This is a genomic window from Streptomyces sp. NPDC004539 (genome assembly GCF_040610055.1).
Taxonomy (GTDB): Bacteria; Actinomycetota; Actinomycetes; order Streptomycetales; family Streptomycetaceae; genus Streptomyces.
Genome location: NZ_JBEXLS010000011.1, coordinates 241,342 through 261,508, shown reverse-complemented (window position 1 = coordinate 261,508; position 20,167 = coordinate 241,342). Strand labels below are relative to the sequence as shown.

At 72.1% G+C, this 20,167-nt stretch carries 21 protein-coding genes and 3 pseudogenes; 12 read left to right on the top strand and 12 right to left on the bottom strand.

Annotation, left to right across the window (positions count from 1 at the left end; genetic code table 11):
* Positions 1-78 precede the first annotated feature (78 nt).
* From ABZX85_RS24170 to ABZX85_RS24160, 3 genes are read left to right on the top strand one after another with little or no spacing between them, the layout of a single operon-like run.
* Positions 79-843 carry an SDR family oxidoreductase gene (locus tag ABZX85_RS24170; RefSeq protein ID WP_355872166.1) on the top strand — a complete coding sequence of 255 codons (765 nt, stop codon included), beginning with the start codon at positions 79-81 and terminating at the stop codon, positions 841-843.
* A complete protein-coding gene (locus tag ABZX85_RS24165) occupies positions 840-2,498 on the top strand; it encodes an AMP-binding protein (protein ID WP_355872164.1) in 1,659 nt (552 codons plus the stop codon). Before ABZX85_RS24170 ends, ABZX85_RS24165 begins: the two co-directional genes overlap by 4 nt.
* A gap of 25 nt (positions 2,499-2,523) precedes the next feature.
* Positions 2,524-3,117 (top strand): TetR/AcrR family transcriptional regulator, encoded by a 594-nt coding sequence (locus ABZX85_RS24160; RefSeq protein WP_355872163.1) that lies wholly within the window; start codon positions 2,524-2,526, stop codon positions 3,115-3,117.
* A 58-nt stretch (positions 3,118-3,175) separates the two neighbouring features.
* Here ABZX85_RS24160 and ABZX85_RS24155 read toward each other — a convergent pair whose 3' ends face one another.
* From ABZX85_RS24155 to ABZX85_RS24145, 3 genes are all read right to left on the bottom strand, one after another.
* A complete protein-coding gene (locus ABZX85_RS24155; protein WP_355872160.1) occupies positions 3,176-4,390 on the bottom strand; it encodes an acyl-CoA dehydrogenase family protein in 1,215 nt (404 codons plus the stop codon).
* 5 nt (positions 4,391-4,395) lie between these two features.
* A complete protein-coding gene (locus ABZX85_RS24150) occupies positions 4,396-5,421 on the bottom strand; it encodes a phosphotransferase family protein (RefSeq protein WP_355872158.1) in 1,026 nt (341 codons plus the stop codon).
* A 245-nt stretch (positions 5,422-5,666) separates the two neighbouring features.
* Entirely contained in the window at positions 5,667-5,963 is a 297-nt protein-coding gene (locus ABZX85_RS24145; protein ID WP_355872155.1) for a hypothetical protein, read from the bottom strand.
* A gap of 125 nt (positions 5,964-6,088) precedes the next feature.
* Between ABZX85_RS24145 and ABZX85_RS24140 the strand changes: the two genes are divergently transcribed.
* Positions 6,089-7,036 (top strand): NADP-dependent oxidoreductase, encoded by a 948-nt coding sequence (locus ABZX85_RS24140; RefSeq protein WP_355872154.1) that lies wholly within the window; start codon positions 6,089-6,091, stop codon positions 7,034-7,036.
* 114 nt (positions 7,037-7,150) lie between these two features.
* On the opposite strand, the pseudogene ABZX85_RS24135 reads toward ABZX85_RS24140, so the two are convergent.
* Together ABZX85_RS24135 and ABZX85_RS24130 are read right to left on the bottom strand one after the other, a co-directional pair.
* Positions 7,151-7,453 (bottom strand): annotated as a pseudogene (locus tag ABZX85_RS24135) (DUF202 domain-containing protein); the annotation flags it as partial.
* 143 nt (positions 7,454-7,596) lie between these two features.
* Positions 7,597-7,989 (bottom strand): DUF202 domain-containing protein, encoded by a 393-nt coding sequence (locus ABZX85_RS24130; RefSeq protein WP_355872152.1) that lies wholly within the window; start codon positions 7,987-7,989, stop codon positions 7,597-7,599.
* 64 nt (positions 7,990-8,053) lie between these two features.
* Between ABZX85_RS24130 and ABZX85_RS24125 the strand changes: the two genes are divergently transcribed.
* Positions 8,054-8,704, top strand: a complete 651-nt coding sequence (locus ABZX85_RS24125) for a hypothetical protein (protein WP_355872150.1) — start codon at positions 8,054-8,056, stop codon at positions 8,702-8,704.
* Here the strand turns inward: ABZX85_RS24125 and ABZX85_RS24120 are convergent.
* Positions 8,682-9,194, bottom strand: coding sequence for an NUDIX domain-containing protein (locus tag ABZX85_RS24120; protein WP_355872147.1), 513 nt, complete (start codon positions 9,192-9,194; stop codon positions 8,682-8,684). The two genes, ABZX85_RS24125 and ABZX85_RS24120, sit on opposite strands and share 23 nt — an antisense overlap.
* A 326-nt stretch (positions 9,195-9,520) precedes the next feature.
* Positions 9,521-10,414 carry a DMT family transporter gene (locus ABZX85_RS24115; RefSeq protein WP_355872145.1) on the bottom strand — a complete coding sequence of 298 codons (894 nt, stop codon included), beginning with the start codon at positions 10,412-10,414 and terminating at the stop codon, positions 9,521-9,523.
* 475 nt (positions 10,415-10,889) lie between these two features.
* Here ABZX85_RS24115 and ABZX85_RS24110 point away from each other — a divergent pair.
* The 6 genes and pseudogenes from ABZX85_RS24110 to ABZX85_RS24085 form a co-directional block, all read left to right on the top strand.
* Positions 10,890-11,195, top strand: a pseudogene (locus ABZX85_RS24110) (hypothetical protein); the annotation flags it as partial.
* Positions 11,196-11,624: 429 nt separating this feature from the next.
* Positions 11,625-12,263 (top strand): annotated as a pseudogene (locus tag ABZX85_RS24105) (hypothetical protein); the annotation flags it as partial.
* A 123-nt stretch (positions 12,264-12,386) separates the two neighbouring features.
* The gene (locus ABZX85_RS24100) at positions 12,387-13,124 is read left to right on the top strand and encodes a molybdopterin-dependent oxidoreductase (protein ID WP_355872143.1); all 738 of its coding nucleotides are present in this window, start codon (positions 12,387-12,389) and stop codon (positions 13,122-13,124) included.
* On the top strand, positions 13,108-13,773 hold the full coding sequence (locus ABZX85_RS24095; protein ID WP_355872142.1) for a cytochrome b/b6 domain-containing protein: 666 nt from the start codon (positions 13,108-13,110) through the stop codon (positions 13,771-13,773). The genes ABZX85_RS24100 and ABZX85_RS24095 overlap by 17 nt, the downstream gene beginning before the upstream one ends.
* Before the next feature lie 67 nt (positions 13,774-13,840).
* Entirely contained in the window at positions 13,841-14,236 is a 396-nt protein-coding gene (locus tag ABZX85_RS24090; protein ID WP_355872141.1) for a hypothetical protein, read from the top strand.
* 42 nt (positions 14,237-14,278) lie between these two features.
* Positions 14,279-14,890, top strand: a complete 612-nt coding sequence (locus ABZX85_RS24085) for a hypothetical protein (protein ID WP_355872138.1) — start codon at positions 14,279-14,281, stop codon at positions 14,888-14,890.
* Positions 14,891-14,908: 18 nt separating this feature from the next.
* On the opposite strand, the gene ABZX85_RS24080 is transcribed toward ABZX85_RS24085, so the two are convergent.
* The 4 genes from ABZX85_RS24080 to ABZX85_RS24065 all read right to left on the bottom strand — a co-directional run bounded on the left by ABZX85_RS24080 (position 14,909) and on the right by ABZX85_RS24065 (position 18,857).
* Positions 14,909-15,952, bottom strand: a complete 1,044-nt coding sequence (locus ABZX85_RS24080; RefSeq protein WP_355872136.1) for an L-idonate 5-dehydrogenase — start codon at positions 15,950-15,952, stop codon at positions 14,909-14,911.
* 14 nt (positions 15,953-15,966) lie between these two features.
* On the bottom strand, positions 15,967-16,725 hold the full coding sequence (locus ABZX85_RS24075) for a glucose 1-dehydrogenase (protein ID WP_355872134.1): 759 nt from the start codon (positions 16,723-16,725) through the stop codon (positions 15,967-15,969).
* 10 nt (positions 16,726-16,735) lie between these two features.
* The gene (locus ABZX85_RS24070; RefSeq protein ID WP_355872131.1) at positions 16,736-18,133 is read right to left on the bottom strand and encodes a gluconate:H+ symporter; all 1,398 of its coding nucleotides are present in this window, start codon (positions 18,131-18,133) and stop codon (positions 16,736-16,738) included.
* A gap of 205 nt (positions 18,134-18,338) precedes the next feature.
* Positions 18,339-18,857, bottom strand: coding sequence for a gluconokinase (locus ABZX85_RS24065; protein WP_355872130.1), 519 nt, complete (start codon positions 18,855-18,857; stop codon positions 18,339-18,341).
* Between the two features lie 141 nt (positions 18,858-18,998).
* Between ABZX85_RS24065 and ABZX85_RS24060 the strand changes: the two genes are divergently transcribed.
* On the top strand, positions 18,999-19,700 hold the full coding sequence (locus ABZX85_RS24060) for a FadR/GntR family transcriptional regulator (RefSeq protein ID WP_355872127.1): 702 nt from the start codon (positions 18,999-19,001) through the stop codon (positions 19,698-19,700).
* A 3-nt stretch (positions 19,701-19,703) separates the two neighbouring features.
* On the opposite strand, the gene ABZX85_RS24055 is transcribed toward ABZX85_RS24060, so the two are convergent.
* A complete protein-coding gene (locus ABZX85_RS24055) occupies positions 19,704-20,090 on the bottom strand; it encodes a YchJ family metal-binding protein (protein WP_355872125.1) in 387 nt (128 codons plus the stop codon).
* Positions 20,091-20,167 lie beyond the last annotated feature (77 nt).

Here is a 20,167-nt window from a genome sequence, read left to right as displayed (position 1 = left end):
CACATACCGACTGGTTAGTCTGTAGCCGTTCCGTTGCTCGTGAGCCGTCGTGAGCCGTGTCGTGTCGAGGGAGACCCGATGGTGGAAGCCGTTCGAGGTGCCGGAGTTGTCGTGACCGGGGGCGGGGGAGGGATCGGCGCCGCGCTCGCCCGCCGGTTCGCCGCCGAGGGCGCGCGGGTCGTCGTCAACGACCTCGACGGGGCCAGGGCCAAGGCCGTCGCCGACGAGATCGGCGCGATCGCCGTCGCCGGGGACGCCTCCGTCGTCGTCGACGAGGCGCGCGAGGCGCTCGGCGGGAGCGTCGACGTCTACTGCGCGAACGCCGGGGTCGGCGCGGGCGGCTCGGAATCGGCCGGGGACGACGTCTGGGCGCTCGCCTGGGACGTCAACGTGATGGCCCACGTCCGCGCGGCCCAGGCGCTGCTCCCGGAGTGGCTGGAGCGCGGCGAGGGCCGTTTCGTGTCGACCGTGTCGGCCGCAGGGCTCCTCACCATGATCGGCGCCGCCCCCTACAGCGTCACCAAGCACGGCGCCCACGCCTTCGCCGAATGGCTCTCCCTGACCTACCGCCACCGCGGCCTCAAGGTCCACGCGATCTGCCCCCAGGGCGTGCGCACCGACATGCTGGAGGCGTCCGGCAGCGCGGGCGACCTGGTCCTGAAGCCGACCGCGATCGACCCCGACGACGTCGCCGAGGCCCTCATGCGCGGCATCGAGGACGACCGCTTCCTGATCCTCCCGCACCCCGAGGTCGCCGGCTTCTACCAGGGCCGGGCCACCGACCCCGACGGCTGGCTCGCCACCATGAACCGCCTCCAGCAGAAGTGGGAGGCCGCCCGGTGACCACCTACGCCGACCAGCCCTGGCTGGCCCTCCTGGACGACGCCCAGCGCGGCCCGGTCACCCCGCTCGACTCGATGGTCCACGCCCTGCGCGACGCCGCCCGGACGGTCCCCGAGCGCACGTTCCTCACCTACTTCGACGGCCGGCTGAGCTATGCCGAGGTCGACGCCCTGAGCGACGCCGTCGCCGCCCACCTGGCCGACCGGGGCCTCGCGTACGGCGAACGGGTCGCCCTCGTCCTCCAGAACTCCCCGCACTTCGTCATCGCCCTGCTCGGCGCCTGGAAGGCCGGCGCCGTCGTCGTACCCGTCAACCCGATGTACAAGTCGGGCGAGGTCGCGCACGTCCTGCGGGACGCCGAGGTGGCGGTGCTGATCTGCACGGACCGCGCGTGGGAGGCGTACCTGCGGGAGACGGCGGCGGACTCGCCGGTGCGGTTCGCCCTCACGGCGAGTGAGTTGGATTTCCAAACCCGCGGCGACGCGCGCGTGCTGGACTTCGAACGGCGGCCCGCCGACGACGCCGACGACCTCGTCGAGGTCGCCCGGCGCGGCGGCAAGGCCCCCGAGGGGCGCACGCTCACCCCCGACGGTATCGGCCTGATCAGCTACACCTCCGGGACGAGCGGCACCCCCAAGGGCGCCACCAACACGCACGCCAACCTGATGGCCAACGCCGACCGGCAGCGTGCCTGGCTGCACCTGCCCGACGCGCCCGTGTACTACGCCCTCGCGCCCCTGTTCCACATCACCGGCATGGTCTGCGAACTCGGCGCCTGCCTCAACAGCGCGGGCACCCTCGTCCTGACGTACCGCTTCGAACCCGGCGTCGTCCTCGACGCGTTCGCCGAGCACCGGCCGCACTACACCGTCGGCCCCTCCACGGCGTTCATGGCGCTCGCCGCGCACCCCGGGGCGACGCCGGAGCACTTCGCGTCGTTCGTGCACATCAGCTCCGGCGGCGCGCCGGTGCCGCCGGCCCTGGTGGAGAAGTTCCGGGCGGGCTTCGGACCGTACATCCGCAACGGCTACGGGCTCACCGAGTGCACGGCCCCCTGCGCCTCCGTGCCGCCCCAGCACGAGGCGCCCGTCGACCCGGCCTCCGGGACGCTCGCCGTCGGTCTGCCGGGCCCCGACACCGTCGTACGCATCCTCGGCGACGACGGGGCCGAGGTGCCGTTCGGGGAGCACGGGGAGATCGTCGTGCGCGGGCCGCAGGTCGTGCCGGGGTACTGGCGGCGGCCCGAGGCGACCGCGGAGACGTTCCCGGACGGCGAGCTGCGCACCGGGGACATCGGTTTCATGGACGAACAGGGGTGGCTGTACGTCGTCGACCGCAAGAAGGACATGATCAACGCCTCCGGGTTCAAGGTGTGGCCGCGCGAGGTCGAGGACGTCCTGTACACGCATCCGGCGGTGCGCGAGGCGGCCGTCGTGGGGGTGCCCGACGGGTACCGGGGCGAGACCGTACGGGCCTACATCAGCCTGCGGCCCGGCGCCGGCGCGACCCCCGGCGACCTGGCCGCGTACTGCAAGGAGAGACTGGCCGCCTACAAGTACCCGAGGCAGGTGGAGATCCTGCCCGACCTGCCCAAGACGGCAAGTGGGAAGATCCTGCGTCGGGAACTGCGTTCCCGCACCACGGACAACGACTGACCTCCAGGAAAGGCAGGTGGCGGCAGTGCCAAGAACGACGGACGGCGACGGTACGCCCGTCCCCCAGCGGCTGCTCGCCGCCGCCACCCGGCTCTTCGCCGAGCAGGGCTACGACCGCACCTCGGTCCAGGAGATCGTCGAGGCGGCCGGCGTCACCAAAGGCGCGCTCTACCACTACTTCGGCTCCAAGGACGACCTCCTCCACGAGGTCTACGCGCGCGTGCTGCGCGTCCAGCAGGAACGCCTGGACGCCTTCGCGAACGCCGACGAGCCGATCGAGGAGCGCCTGCGCGCGGCGGCGGCCGACGTCGTCGTCACGACCATCGAGAGCCTCGACGACGCGGCGATCTTCTTCCGCTCGATGCACCACCTGAGCCCCGAGAAGTACAAGCAGGTCCGCTCGGAGCGCCGGCACTACCACGAGCGGTTCCGCGCGCTGGTGGAGGAGGGCCAGGAGGCGGGCGTCTTCTCGAAGGCGACCCCGGCCGACCTGGTCGTCGACTACCACTTCGGCTCGGTCCACCACCTGCCGACCTGGTACCGCGTCGGCGGCAGCCTCACCCCCCAGGAGGTCGCCGACCACCTCGCCGACCTCCTGCTGAGGGCGCTGCGGCCCTGACCCGCAGCCATGTGTAAGGGGCGGTCGTCCATGGCGACCGCCCCTTACACATGTGTCCCTACACGTACTTCTTGAGCTCCCGGCGGGCCAGCGACCGCTGGTGCACCTCGTCCGGACCGTCCGCGATCATCAGCGTGCGCGCGCCCGCGTACAGCTCGGCCAGCAGGAAGTCCTGGCTCAGCCCGCCCGCGCCGTGCAGCTGGATCGCCCGGTCGATGATGTCGACGACCGCGCGGGGCGTCGCGATCTTGATCGCCTGGATCTCCGAGTGCGCGCCCCGGTTGCCGACCGTGTCCATCAGCCAGGCCGTCTTCAGGACCAGCAGCCGCAGCTGCTCGACCGTCACGCGCGCGTCCGCGATCCAGTTGTGGACGACGCCCTGCTGCGCGAGCGCCTTCCCGAACGCCTCCCGGGAGACCGCCCGGCGGCACATCAGCTCGATGGCGCGCTCGGCCATCCCGATGAGCCGCATGCAGTGGTGGATACGCCCCGGACCGAGCCGCGCCTGGGCGATCGCGAACCCGCCGCCCTCCTCACCGATCAGGTTCGAAGCCGGCACGCGCGCGTGGTCGAAGACCACCTCGGCGTGACCGCCGTGGTAGTGGTCCTCGTACCCGAACACCTTCATCGCCCGCTTCACCGTCACCCCCGGGGTGTCGCGCGGCACGAGGATCATCGACTGCTGGCGCCGGATGTCCGGCCCGTCCGGGTCGGTCTTGCCCATCACGATGAAGATCTTGCAGTCCGGGTTCATCGCCCCGGAGATGTACCACTTACGGCCCGTGACCAGGTAGTCGTCGCCGTCCCGCTCGATGAACGTCGTGATGTTCGTGGCGTCCGAGGAGGCCACCTCCGGCTCGGTCATGGCGAACGCGGAGCGGATCTCCCCGGCGAGCAGCGGCTCCAGCCACTGCTTCTTCTGCGCCTCGTCCCCGAACTGCGCGAGGACCTCCATGTTGCCCGTGTCGGGCGCCGAACAGTTCAGGACGGTCGGCGCGAGCTGCGGCGAGCGCCCGGTGATCTCGGCGAGCGGCGCGTACTGGAGATTCGTGAGGCCGGCGCCGTACTCCTCGTCGGGCAGGAAGAGGTTCCACAGGCCCTGTCGGCGCGCTTCGGCCTTCAGGTCGTCCACGACCGCCGGGGTGTCCCACGGGGACGGCAGAGCGGCGCGCTGCTCCTCCGCGAGGGTCTCGGCGGGGTAGACGTACTCGTCCATGAAGGCGAGCAGGCGCCCGCGCAGTTCCTCCGTGCGCGCGTCGAACGCGAAGTCCATGCCGGTCAGCCTTCCTGGAGAGTGGTCAGTCCGTGCTCGATGAAGACGGGGACGAGCTCGCCGATCCGGTCGAAGCCCCGCCCGACCGTCTGGCCGAGGGTGTAGCGGTAGTGGATGCCTTCGAGGATCACGGCGAGCTTGAACCAGGCGAACGCCGTGTACCAGGACACGTCCGAGACGTCCCGCCCGGAGCGCAGCGCGTACCGCTCGATCAGCTCGGCGGGGGAGGGGTGCCCGGGGGCCGCGGCCGTCGTCGAGACCGGGGAGTCGGGCATCTCCAGGGGCACGCTGTACATCACCAGGAGGCCCAGATCGGTCAGCGGGTCGCCGAGAGTGGACATCTCCCAGTCGAGAACCGCCTCGATCCGGTCGTCGGGACCGATCAGGACGTTGTCGAGCCGGTAGTCGCCGTGCACGATCGCGGCCTCGGGGGAGAACGGCAGGTTCCGGCCGAGTGTCGCGTGCAGCTCGTCGATCCCGGACAGCTCGCGGTTGCGGGAGGCGTCGAGCTGCTTGCCCCAGCGCCTCAGCTGGCGGTCCAGGAAGCCCGCGGGGCGCCCGAAGTCGGCGAGCCCGACCTCCGCCGGGTCCACGTCGTGCAGCTCCACCAGCGTGTCCACCAGCGACAGCACGGCCCCGCGCGTCCGCTCGGGCCCGAGGGGGGCCAGCTCCTCGGCGGTGCGGTACGGCGTCCCCTCGACGAACTCCATGACGTAGAACGGGGCCCCCAGCACCTCCTCGTCCTCGCACAGCAGCACCGGACCCGGCACCGGGACGGCCGTCTCGTGGTACAGCGCGCTGATCACCCGGTGCTCGCGCCGCATGTCGTGCGCGGTCGCCAGCACATGCCCCAGCGGGGGCCGCCGGACGACCCACTGCCGCGCGCCGTCCGAGACGGTGTACGTCAGGTTCGAGCGCCCGCCCTCGATCAGCCGCCCGGAGAGCGGTCCCGCCACCAGACCGGGCAGCTCGCGCTCCAGTAGGTCCCGCAGCCGGCCGAGGTCGAGCCCGGGTGGATGATCGGTGCTCATGGGGCGCTCCTGACTGCGTACGGCGGTGGACGTGGATCACATGATGCCGACCGGTCGGTATGTCGTCCAGTGCGAGGCGCCGAAGTGACCTGGGCCACCCTAGAGGTACGCCCGGAGGCGTGGCACCGGCACGGCACGGGTACGGCCCCCCGCGAGGTGTCGCGGGGGGCCGTGAGGGGCGCTTTTCGGCCGTCTGTCAGCGCGGTGCGCCGGCGGCCGTCGGTGCCGTGCGCCGGTGCCGTGGGTCAGTGGTCGTCGTAGTGACCGTCGTGCTCGGCGTGGCGGTGGCCGTCGTGCAGGTAGTCCACGTGGTCGCCGTGCTGCACGCGCGCGTGGCCGCACGATTCGTCGTGCCGGTGGTCGTGGTCCGCGTGCGCCACGTGGCCGCCGGGCTCGCACTCGTCCCAGTGGCCGTCGTGCGCGCGGTGCAGGTGGCCGTCGTGCGCGTAGTCGACGTGGTCGCCGTGCGGTACCTCCGGGTGACCGCAGTCCGTGCCGTGCGCGTGGGGGTGCGTCGGGTGTTCCTGGTGCAGAACGCTCATGGTGCTCACCTTTGCGAGGTGGAGGGGGGAGTTGCTTCCCTCAGACTGCCACGTAAACGGCCCATATGGCGTATATGGGTTCATTCGGCTTGCGTGGCGCGGGAGCAGCCCGGAGGGTCGGAGGCATGAAGGCCATCAGCTACAGCCGGTACGGCGGACCCGAGGTGTTCGAGTACGGCGAGGTGCGCGATCCGAAGGTCGGCCCCGACTCCGTGCTGGTCAAGGTGCGGGCCGCCGCCGTCAACCCCGTCGACTGGAAGGCCCGGGAGGGGTACCTCGACGGGATCATCGACCCGGTGTTCCCGGTCGTCCCGGGATGGGACGTCTCCGGCGTCGTCGTCAAGCCAGGCTTCTCGGTCACCGAGTACGCCGTCGGCGACGAGGTCGTCGGCTACGTCCGGGAGGACTTCCTCTCCCGGGGCACCTTCGCCGAGTACGTCGCCGCGCCCGTCCGGACGCTCGCCCGCAAGCCGCGCAACCAGTCGTTCGAGGAGGCCGCGGGCCTCCCGCTCGCCGGGCTCACGGCGTACCAGGGGCTCGTCCACGCGCTGTCCGTGCGGCGCGGCGAGACGATCCTCGTCCACGCGGCGGCGGGCGGCGTGGGGTCGCTCGCCGTCCAGATCGGGCACCACCTGGGGTGCCGGGTCCTCGGGACGGCCAGTGAGCGCAACCACGACTTCGTGCGCTCCCTGGGGGGTGAGCCGGTGACGTACGGGGAAGGGCTCGTCGACCGCATCCGGGGGCTCGCTCCCGAAGGGGTCGACGCGGCGTTCGACACGGTCGGGGGCGACGCGCTCAAGGCGTCCGTCAACGTGCTGACACCGGAGGGGCGCCTCGCGTCCGTCGCGGACGGGGACGTCCTCGGGTACGGGGGGCGCTACTTCTGGGTCCGGCCCGACGCGAAGGACCTCACCCGGCTCGTCGAACTCGTCGAGCAGGGGGTGGTGTCCGTGCACGTCTCCGAGACGTTTCCGCTGGAGCGGGCGGCCGAGGCGTATCGGCTGAATCAGGAGGGGCGGACTCGGGGGAAGATCGTGGTGACGGTGGAGTGGGAGGCGGAGGGGGGTTCTTGAGGGGGTGGGGGCGGGGGCCTGGAGGGGTGACCGGTCGGCTGCCTCGGGCTTTCGGGGGTGGGGGCGGGCAAGGGGTCTTCGGCGCCGGGAGGGGGCGCCGGGAGGGGCTGCCGGTCACGTCGCCACCAGGGCCGCCGCGCACAGTGCCGTGGCGACCGTGCACAGCACCGCCGCGGTGGCCAGGCGGGGGGAGAGGACCGGGGGACGGGGGGAGGAGGCGAGGGTGACCATCCGGCGGTGGGCGACCGCGAGGAACGCCAGCCACAGGGCGCAGCACACCGCGCCGATGAGGGCTCCGGTGGGGGTCGGGCCTTCGTGCAGCGCCGTCTTCATCGCGAGGACGGTGGCCACGGTGCCGGCGAGCGTCGTGCGGCGCCAGGCGAGGCGGGTGCGCTCGGGTTGGAGGCCGGGGTCGCGGGGGTCGTGGGCGTCGGGGCCGGGGCCGGGGTCGGGGTCGGGGTCGGGGTCGTCAGGGTCGGGGTGGGGGGCGTCCGGAACGGTGGTGTGCAGGTCTTGGTGGGGGTCGTCCGGGTCGGTGGCGCGGGGGCTGTCCGGTCCGGTCACTCGTTCCATCCCAGGAGCACCACGACCACCATCGCGACGGCGACCACGGCGACGACCAGGCTCAGGATCGCCGGGAAGCGGGACGTCGGCAGGTCCTCGCCCCTGCGCATCGCCCGCTCGCACCGCACCCAGTGGTTCAGCGCCCGGACGGCGCACAGCACGCCCGCGACGAGGAGCGCGAGGGCGAGGCCGACGCGCCAGCCCCAGCGGAGGTCGGGAAGGAACTGGTCGACCGCGAAACCCCCGCCGACCAGGGCCATCGCGGTGCGCAGCCAGGCGAGGAAGGTGCGTTCGTTGGCGAGGGAGAAGCGGTAGTCCGGGGTCTTCCCTTCCTCGCGCACCAACTCGGGCGCGAACCACAGGCGGACGTTCCGAACAAAATCGATCACGTTCAGGACCCTACCGGGAGGGCGGGGAGGGGGCGTTGTCAGTGGGGGCCGTTACGGTCGGTGCATGGAGGTTCCCGCGCCGCTGAGCGGCTACGCGCACCCCGGCCACGGCATAGCCCCGGCCGAACAGCACCTCGCCCTGCCCGGCTTCTGGTCGGCCTACCTGTCCGTCTCGCGCGGGGACACCGAGGAGTTCGGCGCGGATCTGGCGGACGTCGACGCCGCGTACGAGGCGCTGTACGACGCGACGCGGACGTGGCCGGCGTTCCGCCTCCCCCTGTCGTCCGGCCGGACGGTGTGGATCGTGTTCGCCAACTTCCCGGACGACCCCGGGGTCGACTACCTCCTGACCGACCCCGCCCACCCGACCCCCCGGACCCTCGCCGCCACCGAAGGCCCCTTCGCGGGCCCGGCCCTGTCCTGGCCGGACCTGCTGGCGATCGCAGAGGACGTCCCGCAGCCGTTGCCGGGACCGACGGCCGTCCAGCGCGACGACGGCGTCCTCGACCCGGACCACCGACTGCTCCTGCTGCTCCCCGCGTACGGCGACATCGACACCCCCACGGAGGCCGCCCTGGAGCGAGTGACCACCGCCCTCCTCAGAACCGGCGTCCCCCGAGCCACCGCCCCGGCCCTGGCCGAACGCCTCCTCGACACCGGCACCACCTGGGACGCCTCGGGCGTCACCCCGCTCAGCGGCGCCGGAACTCCTTGAGGCGTTCGTAGGCGGCCAGCCCGTCCGGCACCCACGCCCACTCCCCGAGCCGGTCCTCGACCTCCGCCTCGGAGAGGAACGCGTGCCACTCCACCTCCTCGACCTGAGGCCGCACCGGCCCCTCCCAGCGCACCTCGTACACCGCCGCCCACCAGCTCAGCCCCGGCTCGCTCTCGTACAGGAACTTGAAGAGGAACTCCGGCTGCGGCAGCCCGCTCACCCCCAACTCCTCCTCCGCCTCCCGCAACGCCGCCTCGTCGTACCCCTCCCCGGCGCCCACGACCCCGCCGACGAACATGTCGTACAGCGAGGGGAACACCAGCTTCGTGGCCGTCCGCCGATGCACGAACAGCCGTCCCTCGGCGTCCCGGGCCTGGATGAACACGCACCGGTGCCGCAGCCCACGGGCGTACGCCTCCCCGCGCGGGGACTGCCCGATGACGCGGTCCTGTTCGTCGACGATGTCGAGAATCTCGTCAGCAGCGCTCATGGGGTCATCCAAGCAGTCGCTCGGGGCCGGTGGCTCAGAGTCGGTCGCTCAGGGACTGCGGCTCTGGTCGACCCGTCCGGAATCCGCTCGTTCCGGGCCCGGCCCGGAATCCGGCCGCGCTTGACCCGCCCCTCGTGAGCCGGCCGCCCCCGGCGCGCCCCTCGTGAGTCGGCAGCCTCGGCACGCTCCTCGGCAACCGACTGCCCCGGTGCGCTCCTCGGCAACCGGCTGCCCCGGTGCGCTCCTCGGCAACCGGCCGCCCCCCGGCCCGCCCCTCGTGAGTCGGCCGCCCCGCTGTGCCCCTCGGCAACCGGCCGCCCCCGGCGTCACTGCGGCTGAAGATCCCGCACTGGCTCCCGCACCGAGACCCCCTGCGGCATGGCCGGATGCATGCCCAGCAGCACGATCCCCGCGACGATCGCCGTCAACCCGGCCGCCTCCCACGCCAGCGCCCCCGTGTCCGTCCGCAGCCGGTCTCCGAGGAACCCGACCCCGCAGATGATCCCGGCGATGGGCTGCGCGGCGGTGAGGGCCGGCAGCGACATCCGCAGCGGCGCCGTCTCGAACGCGCTCTGGACGAGCACCAGCCCGGTCACCCCGAGCGCGAGGACGGCGTACGGCTGCCACCCCGTGAGCAGTTCGGCGAACCCGCCGGAGGAGAACCGTTCCCCGCTGACCCGGGTCAACGCGTCCTGGACGCCGTAGAGCAGCCCCGCCGCCAACGCCAGCAGCACCGGCCCCGAACTGAGCCGGGACCGCTTCGCGTACGTCGTGAGCAGCAGCGCGAGCCCGATCATCGCGCCGATGATCAGCCAGTGCCGCAGCGGATCGCTCACCGCGTGCCCGCCGCGCGGCTCACCGGCGACGATGAACGTGGTCACCCCGCCCGCGAGCAGCCCGAGCCCGGCCCACCCCTGGCGTCCCAGCGACTGCCGGGTGTAGCGGCGGGAGAGGGCGAGCGCGAAGAGGAGGTTCGTCGCGAGCAGCGGTTCGACGAGGGACACCTCGCCCTGGCCGAGCGCGACCGCGCCCAGCACCATCCCGGCGACCATCAGCCCGAGCCCGCCGAGCCAGCGCGGCACCCGCGCCAGATCGAGCAGCAGCCGGGGCGAGAGGAAGTCGCCGAGCGGCGCCTTCTGCGCGGCCTGCTGTTGCAGCACGAATCCGAAGCCCAGACAGCAGGCGGCGCTCACGGCGAGAGTCAGAACCAGAACCGACACGCTGCGTACCTCGATGATCGTCCGGTCGGGCCACGGTTGTCGTGGGCCGACTGTAGCGCTCCAGAGCTACGGCCGTTCCCGTGCTGACGGGGAACGACCCCTACGGGTACCCCGGAGACGGGGTCCGACGTCGGCCGTGACCCCCTCCGGAAGCAACGCGATGCAAAGCACCCGGGGGAGTACGGCCGTCCCCACATCGTGGGCCGCGCCGCCTCTTCGCGCCATGGCGTACGCCACACCCCCGTCACGTTCACGCCACACGCTCCCTGTGTACCGTCCGCCCCTCGCGCCCCCGACCAGTGCTCCCACCTCGGCGATCACCTCGCCAAGTCCCTTGTGTCGACAGCCACTTGATACGTGTCATGTTCCCCTGGCCCTTGACGCTGACCACTGCCTGGGGCTTTGCTGTGCGTGATCGGTCGATCGCAGGCCGACGACAACCCGTGTCGCGCCAGGAGGACGAGGAAAACCCGCGGTGCCCCCACCCCCGCCCTCCCGGGTTCCCGGTCGCGAACGCGATCCCCGAACCCTCGACGCCACCCTCGACGACGCCGAACTGGGCGTCGCCCGCGCGGCGTTGGCCCAAGGCCGCTGGCAGGCCGCCGCCACGCTCCTCGCCCGCACCGGCGACGACTGGGACCGCCGCGGCCACCGCGCCGCAGTCCTCGCCCTCGAACCCCACGCCGCTCCCCGCGCCACCGAGTGGCTCACCACCGAACCGGACAACGCCGACGCGGCGACCCTCCTCGCCCTGTCCCTCGTCCGCCGGGCCCGCAGAGGTGGGGCCGGGGCGGACGGGGGTGGGACCGGGGCGGACGGTGAGGCCGGCTCGGACCGGAGCGGGGCCGACTCGGGTCGGACGGGGAGTGACCGGAGCGGGATCGATTCGGACCGGGGTGGGACCGACTCGGACCGGAGTGGGGCTGACCTGGACGGGGGCGGGACCGGCCCGGATCGGGATGCGGCTGGCCCGGACGGAGGTGGGGTCGAGCGGCATCGAAGCGAGACCGGCCGGCATCGGGGTGAGATCGGCCCAGACGGAGCCGGGGCCGACCGGCATCGGAGCGAGACCGGCCGGTATCAGGGTGAGATCGGCCCAGACGGAGCTGGGGCCGACCGGCATCGGAGCGAGACCGGCCGGTATCAGGGTGAGACCGGCCCGGATCGGAGTGGGCCCGGTCCTGACCTGCGCGGGACCGATGCGGACGACGCCCGCGCGGCCTGCCTAATCGCCGCTCGCCTCGCCCCCGCCGACCCCACGCCCTGGCTGGGCCTGCTGCGGCTGGACGGGGATGATGCCGGGGAGGCCGTGCGGCTCTTCGAGGAGGTCCGTGCCCGCCATCCCGACCACCACCAGGCCCACCATCTGATGGTCGCCCGGCTCGCCGAACGCCGTGCGGACAGCGGGCCCGACCCGCTCCACGAGGTGTACGACTTCGCCGCCTGGGCCGCCGAACAGGCCCCCGCCGACTCACCGCTCGCGATCCTCCCGGTCGTCGCGCACGCCGAGCGCTACCGCGTGCTCGCCGCCCGGGGCCACCTCCCCGCCGATCCGGCCGCCTCCGGGCACTGGGACGACGGCCGCGCCCGCGAGGTGATGAAGGCCGCGTACGACTGGTGGGTCGAGTGGGAGCACGAGGGCCACCCCCGCCGGCTGATCGACCTCAACTACCTCGCCCACGCCAAGGTCTGCGCCGGCCGCCCCGTCGAGGCGTCCGCCCTCTTCCAGCGCATCGCCGACCACGCCACCCCCCGCCCGTGGTCCTACCCCGACCGCGACCCTTACGAGGCGTTCACACGGGCGCGGGACAGGGCGCTGGGCAGGACGTGCGGCGAGGAGAACCCGTAATACCCGTACAACCCTGAGAAACCCCGTACAACTCCGAGGAGCAACCCTGAGGAACCCTGAGAACCCGGTGAGACTCACCCCCAGGACTGGCCCCCACCCACCCCCTGGTGCTCGAATGGATACGTGAAACCCGAACCACCCGAGGAAACCCCCACGGACGACGGCACCCCCATCGGCCGCCGCGTCTTCCTCGGCACCCTCGGCCTCGGCGCCCTGGGAGTGGCCGCCGCACCCGTCCTCCAGCGCGGCATGGAGTCCGTGCTCGGCGCGATCGCTGGCAAGGACCCCACCGGGCTCACCGGCCTCCTCCCCAACGGCGGCGGCTTCCGCTACTACTCGGTGACCTCCTCCGTCCCCCGCAAGAACGACACGAACTACCGCCTCACCGTCGACGGCCTCGTGGACCGCCCCGCCACCTACACCCTCCCCGACCTGAGAGCCATGCCCCAGACCCGCATGGTCAAGGACGTCCAGTGCGTCACCGGCTGGCGCGTCCCCGGCACCCCCTTCGAGGGCGTACGCCTCTCCCACCTCCTGGACGCGGCGGGCGTCAAGGCCAAGGCCGGCGCCATCCACTTCACCTGCTTCGACGGCGCCTACACCGAGAGCCTCACCCTCGCCCAGGCCCGCCGCGCCGACGTCCTGGTCGCCCTGCGCATGCAGGACAAGGACCTGGGCCACGACCACGGCGGCCCGGTCCGCCTCTACGTCGCCCCGATGTACTTCTACAAGTCCGCCAAGTGGCTCTCGGGTATCACCGTCACCGAGGACGTCGAGCCCGGCTACTGGGAGCAACGCGGCTACGACATCGACGCCTGGGTCGGCAAGTCGAACGGACGGGACGATGACCCCACTGCCTGACACCGTCCCGGTGGCGACGACCGTCCACCGCTTCACCCGCGCCGAACGCTGGGTCCACCGCACGACCGCCCTCCTCATGGGCGTCTGCGTCGTCACCGCCGCCTGCCTCTACCTCCCGGAGCTCGCCGAACTCGTCGGCCGCCGTGAACTCGTGGTCCGCATCCACGAGTTCGCGGGCCTCGCCCTGCCCGTCCCGGTCCTCGCCGGCCTCGCCTCCCGCGCCTTCCGCAAGGACCTCGGCCACCTCAACCGCTTCGGCCCCCACGACCGCGTCTGGCTGCGCGCCGCCCTGCGCCGCGACCAGCGCCGCTCAGCCCGCCCGGCCGCGAAGTTCAACGCGGGCCAGAAGGTGTACGCCGCCTGGATCGCGGGCGCCACCCTCGTCATGCTCGGCACCGGCCTGCTGATGTGGTTCACCCACCTCACGCCGATCATGTGGCGCACCAGCGCGACCTTCGTCCACGACTGGCTGGCGCTGACCATCGGCGTCGTCCTCGCCGGCCACGTCGGCATGGCCCTCGCCGACCCCGAGGCCCGCCACGGCATGCGCACCGGCTCCGTCAGCCGCGACTGGGCCCGCCGCGAACACCCCCTCTGGCGCCCCGACGACCAGGGACCCGACGACCGGCGACCCGACGACCGAGGGTGACACGGACGGCGACCCCGAGGGCGGTCCGGACGGCGACGGCGATGTACCGGTCCGCGACCGTACGACCGTGAGGCCACCCTCCGCGACGACCCGCACCCCGCCGTACTCCAGCCGCACCTCGACGGCCTCCCGCTCCGGCCCCGCGAACTCCGGCACCACGAACTCCACTTGGTCCCCCGCCTCGAACAACGGCACCCGCAACCCCCCGACGACGGCGCCCCCTTCGGCCACCAGCTCCCCGAAGTCGAAGAACCGGTCCCACAGTTCGAGCCGCACCACGTCCCCGGCCGCGACTTCCCTGCCTTCGGCCGTCCCTTCACCGCCTCCCGCCGTCCCGTCGCCGTCACCGCCCCCGGCCCCCGCCTCCCCGCTCCCGACGACCCGCGCCCCGAACGAACAGGCGGGCGCCCCACCGGACTTGACGACCAGCCGCACCGACTCCCCGCCCCGCGCACCCCGATGAGCCGTCAGCAACTCCTCCAGCACCCGCCGCGCGGCCACCCCCTTGCAACTGTTCCCCCGCACCGCGACCGACGCCTCCGCCCAGCTCCCGCCCTGCCCCCGCACGGCCAGGCACGCGTGCGCGAGTGCCTTCAACACCCACCACTCCTCGCCGAGTTCACCCCCGGGGAGCATCCGCAACGCCTCACCGCACCGCTCCGGGGAACGCAGCACGTCGTACACGCTCTCCGGGTCCGCCCTCCTGTCCGTGTCGGGTGAGACCGGTCCCGGCGGCAGCCAGGCGACCGTGACAACACGCGGCGCGGGGCTGGGACTTGGGGCGGGAGCGACCGGCGGCGGCGAGGCGACCGACCGCCCGGAGCCGACCGGCCCGCCCTCCAGCGCGCTCGTCCGGGGCGCCGGAGGAGGAGAGGAGGCCGCCGCGGCAGTGGACCGCACCGCCGAGGAACCGGCGTCCGGCACCCCACCCCGATCCCGGGGCGCGTTCCCCTCCTGCACCGCCACCGTCACCACCGCCACGGCCCCCACCAACAGCACCGCGGAGAGCCGAGTGCCCAGCGAAATCCCCATGACGTCCCCCCAGTCGTCACCTCCCATCATGCGGGAAAGCCCACGAGCGGGCCAGGACGATGTCCCTGGCCCGCTCGTGAAGTGACAACCGCAGAGGCCGAGTTCAGCCCCCGATGCTCCCGAGACCCTCGGGGCTCCCGAGCCCCCCGAAGTCCAACAGCACCTTGCACGACTTCGCCCGGTCGGCCGCCAGCGCGAACGCCGACTCCGCCTCCTCCACCGGCACCACCGCACTCACCAACCCGTCGAACGAAGGCTCCACGGCGAGCAGTTGCAGCGCCTCGTCGAACTCCGCGTCGAACCGGAACGCCCCGCGCAGCTCGATCTCCCGGCTGACGACGAGGTTCCCGGCGAACGGACTCTGTCCCGGCGGCAGCATCCCGAGCTGGACGACGACCCCGCCCCGCCGGATCAGCCGCAGACACGTGTCGAGCCCGGCGGCGACCCCCGACGCCTCGATGGCGACGTCGACTTCCGTGGGCCACCCGGGATCTGACGGATCGTCGGCACGCACCGCGTCGGACGCCCCCGCGATCCGCCCGTACTCCAGCGCGGCCGGCAGGATGTCGGTCACCGTCACCCGCGCCGCCCCGGCGGCCTTCGCGGCGGCCACGACCAGGCACCCGATCGGCCCGGCCCCGGTCACCAGCACATGACGGCCCCGCACCTCTCCGGCCCGCCGCACCGCGTGCAGCGCGACGGACAGCGGTTCCGCGAGAGCGGCCCGCCGCAGCCCGAGCCCCTCGGGAAGCGGCCTCAACTGCTCCTGCGGCACCACGATCTGCGCCGCGAACCCACCTTGCACGTGCGGTGTCCGCGCCGCGCTGCCCAGGTACCGGGTGTCCCGGCAGACGTTGCGCCGCCCGTCCGCGCACTCCGGGCACACCCCGCACGGAGTGGCCGGGTGCACGGCGACCGCTCGCCCCTCGAACGGCCCCGACAGCGCCGTACCGACGACCTCGTGGCCCAGCACCATCGGCTCCTTGAGGCGGAAGTCACCGACCCCGCCGTGCCGCCAGTAGTGCAGGTCGGAGCCGCAGACCCCGCCGTAGCGGACGGCGACCAGCGCCTGCCCCGGGCCCGGCTCGACCGGCGTCAACTCCTCGACGCGCAGGTCTCCTTGAGCGTGGATGACACAGCCCAGCATTCGCGTTCCCCCGTTCACAGCACGCTCGTCATGCCGCCGTCGACGTACAGGATCTGCCCGCTGACGAAGTCGGCGGCAGGAGAGGCGAGGAAGAGCACCCCGCCGACCAGGTCCTCGGTCCGGCCCCACCGCCCGGCCGGCGTCCGCTTGCGCACCCAGGCGCTGAACTCCTCGTCGTCCACGAGGGCTTGGGTGAGTTCCGTCTCGATGTAGCCGGGCCCCAGCCCGTTGACCTGGACCCCGGACGGCCCCCAGTCCGCGCACATGCCCTTGGTCAGCATCTTCAGCGCGCCCTTGGTCGCCGAGTACGGCGCGATCCCGGGCCGGACGACCTCGCTCTGGAGGGAGCAGATGTTGACGATCTTCCCGTGCCCGCGCGCCGTCATGTACCGGGCGGCCTCGCGGCCCACCAGGAACGCGCTGGTGAGGTTGGTGTCGAGGATGCGGTGCCAGTCGGAGTCGGTGAACTCCAGGAGCGGGGCCCGCAGTTGCATGCCCGCGTTGTTGACGAGGATGTCGATCGGGCCGACGCGTTCCTCGACGTCCTTGACGCCGGCGGCGACCGAGGGGCCGTCGGTGACGTCGAAGACGGCGGTGTGGACCTTGCCGGGCAGTTCGCGGGCGGCCTCGGCGAGACGCGCCTCGTCGCGCCCGTTGAGGACGACCGTGCAGCCCGCTTCCGCGAGACCCCGGGCGAGCGCCAGGCCGATACCTCGGCTGGACCCGGTGACGAGCGCGGTCTTTCCGGTGATGTCGAAGAGAGGATGGCTCATCGTCGTCCCCCTAAAGGACCAGTGACAGAAGGAAGACCACGCCACCCGCGACCACGGAGATGATCGTCTCCATGACGGACCAGGTCTTGAGGTTCTGGCCGACACTCAGCCCGAAGTACTCCTTGACCATCCAGAAGCCGGCGTCGTTGACATGGCTGAAGAAGAGGGAGCCGGCGCCGATCGCGAGGACCAGCAGGGCCGCGTGCGCGGTGGACATGTCGGCGGCGAGGGGGGCCACCAGACCGGCCGCGGAGATGGTCGCGACCGTCGCGGAACCCGTCGCCAGCCGGATCGCGACCGCGATGAGCCAGGCGAGCAGGATCGCCGAGATCGACCAGTCCTTCGAGATCTCCAGGATCATCTGGCCGACGCCGGAGTCGATCAGCGTCTGCTTGAAGCCGCCGCCCGCGCCGACGATCAGCAGGATGCCCGCCATGGGCGCGAGGCTCTTCTCGACCAGCTCGTTCAGCCGCTGCTTGGAGAAACCGGCGGGCCGGCCGAGCGTGAAGATACCGACCAGGACGGCCGACAGCAGCGCGATCAGCGGCGATCCCACGACGTCGAAGACCCGCTGGACGCTGTCCTCCTTGTCGTCGATCACGATGTCGACCAGCGCCTTGGAGAGCATCAGGACGACCGGCAGCATGATCGTGAACAGGGTCGCGCCGAAGCTCGGACGCCTCTCCAGGTCCTCCGACGGCCGCTGCGGGACCATCTTGTCGGGCGCCTGGACGTCGACCCAGCGGGCCGCGTACCGGGAGAACACCGGACCGGCGATGATCACGGTCGGGATCGCGACCAGCACACCGAGCGCCAGCGTGACGCCCAGGTTCGCGTCGACGGTGTCGATCGCGACGAGCGGGCCGGGGTGCGGCGGGACCAGGCCGTGCATCACGGACAGGCCGGCCAGGGCAGGGATGCCGATCCGCATCAGCGAGTAGTTGCCGCGCTTGGCGACCATGAGCACGACCGGGATCAGCAGGACGACGCCGACCTCGAAGAAGAGCGGCAGGCCGATCACCGAGGCGATCAGGACCATCGCCCACGGCATGGTCTTCCCGTTCGCCTTCGCGAGGATCGTGTCGACGATCTGGTCGGCGCCGCCGGAGTCCGCCAGCAGCTTGCCGAGGATCGCGCCGAGCGCGATCAGTACGCCGACACCGGCGACCGTCGAACCGAGGCCGCTGCTGAAACTGGCGATCGCCTTGTCCAGCGGAGCCCCGGCGAACGCGCCCAGCGCGAGCGTGCCGATGGTCAGCGAGAGGAAGGCGTGGAGCTTGAACTTCGTGATGAGCAGGACGATGACGGCGATGCCCGCCAGCACGGCGATACCGAGCTGGGCGTGCCCGGCCGAGGTGATCGGCTCTGGCGCGTCCGCTGCCAGCATCTCGACGCTGAGTCTGGTCACGGGGGTCCCTTACGGAGACGGGGAGGGGTGGACGGGGTGGGGGTGGGGCTTGGAGGTAGCCCTCAGGTATGGGGGAGGGGGTATGAGGGGCGAGGGGTCTACTACCGATGGAGTAGCCCTGGAGGCCGAGTACCGGAGAGGTAGCTCTACGGACCTGCGGACCTGCGGACCTGCGGACCTGCGGACCTGCGAACTTACGGAACGATCAGCCCCGAGCCCCGGCAGCCGTACCGAGCGCGCTGATCGCCCGCTCGGTGATCTCCTCCGGCGCGCCCGCGACATCCACGGCGACACCGGCCTCGTCCGCGCCGAGCGGCTCCAGCGTGGCGAACTGGGAGTCGAGGAGCGCGGTCGGCATGAAATGACCCTCCCGGTGCCCCATCCGCTCCTCGATCAGCTCACGGGAGCCGCTGAGGTGCACGAAGAGGAGGCCGGGGGCCGCCGTACGCAGCCGGTCCCGGTACGACCGTTTCAGCGCCGAACAGCTGACGACGCCGCCGAGTCCGGCGCGGTCGTGCGCCCACACGCCGATGGAGTCGAGCCAGGGCCAGCGGTCGTCGTCGTCCAGCGGGGTGCCGGCCGACATCTTCGCGATGTTCGCCGGCGGATGGAAGTCGTCGCCCTCGGCGTACGGGACACCGAGCCGGGCCGCCAGCAGGGGACCGATCGTGGTCTTTCCGGTGCCCGCGACGCCCATGACCACGACGACCTGGGGGGTGCTCATCACTACCTCGCTGTCTTCCTCGACGTACCGCCGACACGTGATGTCGACGTAACTGAAACCTATTAGGTGCGACTAATTCAAGACCCTGTGACCAATAAATCTGACTTTTTGAGTCCGTGATCGGGGACGTACGCTGAGTGCATGACCATTCCGGGCCGAGGTCTGCACGGCCATGTACTCGACACCCTCGGCCCCGCGATCACCGCAGGCGAGTTCCCCCCAGGCAGCGTCCTGCGCACCGACGAGCTCTCCCAGCGCTTCGACGTCTCCCGCTCCGTCATGCGCGAGGCCGTCCGCGTCCTCGAATCGATGCACCTCGTGGAGTCCCGCCGCCGGGTCGGCGTGATCGTCCGCCCCACCGCCGAGTGGAACGTCTACGATCCGCAGGTCATCCGCTGGCGCCTGGCCGGCGCCGACCGCCCCCGCCAGCTCCGCTCACTGACGGTGCTGCGCTCGGCGATCGAGCCGGTCGCGGCGGGTATGGCGGCGAAGAACGCGACCCCGGAACAGTGCGCCGAACTCACGGAGTGCGTCCTCGGTATGGTCGCCAACTCCCGCGGCCACAAACTGGAGGGCTACCTGATCCACGACGTGGCCTTCCACCGCGTGATCCTCACGGCCTCCGGCAACGAGATGTTCGCCCGCCTCGGTGACGTCGTCGCCGAAGTCCTCACCGGCCGCACCGCTCACCGCGTCATGTTCGAAGACCCCGACCCCGCTGCCGTCACCCTCCACGTCCAGGTGGCCGAAGCGGTCCGCGAGGGCGACGCCGAACGCGCCGAACAACTCACCCGCGAAATCACCGAGGGTGCCCTCCAGGAACTGGACATCCTCGCCCCCTGACCCTCACACCCCGCCGGGAAACTCCCCGTCCACATACACCCAGGCCCCGTCGACCCGCTCGAACCGACTCACCTCGTGCAACACCCCACCCCGGTACGAGGCCCGGAACTCCACAACCCCCTTGCCGTGGAAGGCCGTTCCCTCCCGAGTCGCGACAATCTCCAACCCCGTCCACCGCATCCCCGGGTCCAGCTCCAACACCCCCGGCCGAGTCCGAGGATGCCAAGTCCGCACCAGATACCCCACCTCCCCCTTCACGAACGCGCAGTACCGCGACCGCATCAACGCCTCGGCGGTGGGCGCGGCGGCGGGACCCGCGTGGTAACGACCACAGCAGGCGTCGTACGGCTGGGGGAGCCCACAGGGGCACAGGGCGGGACGTCGCGGCATACCCCCATTCTGCCGGAACCGCCCGGTCCGTGACGCCCGCCCGTAAGCTCCCTCCAGGTGAGAGGGGAAGGGGCAGG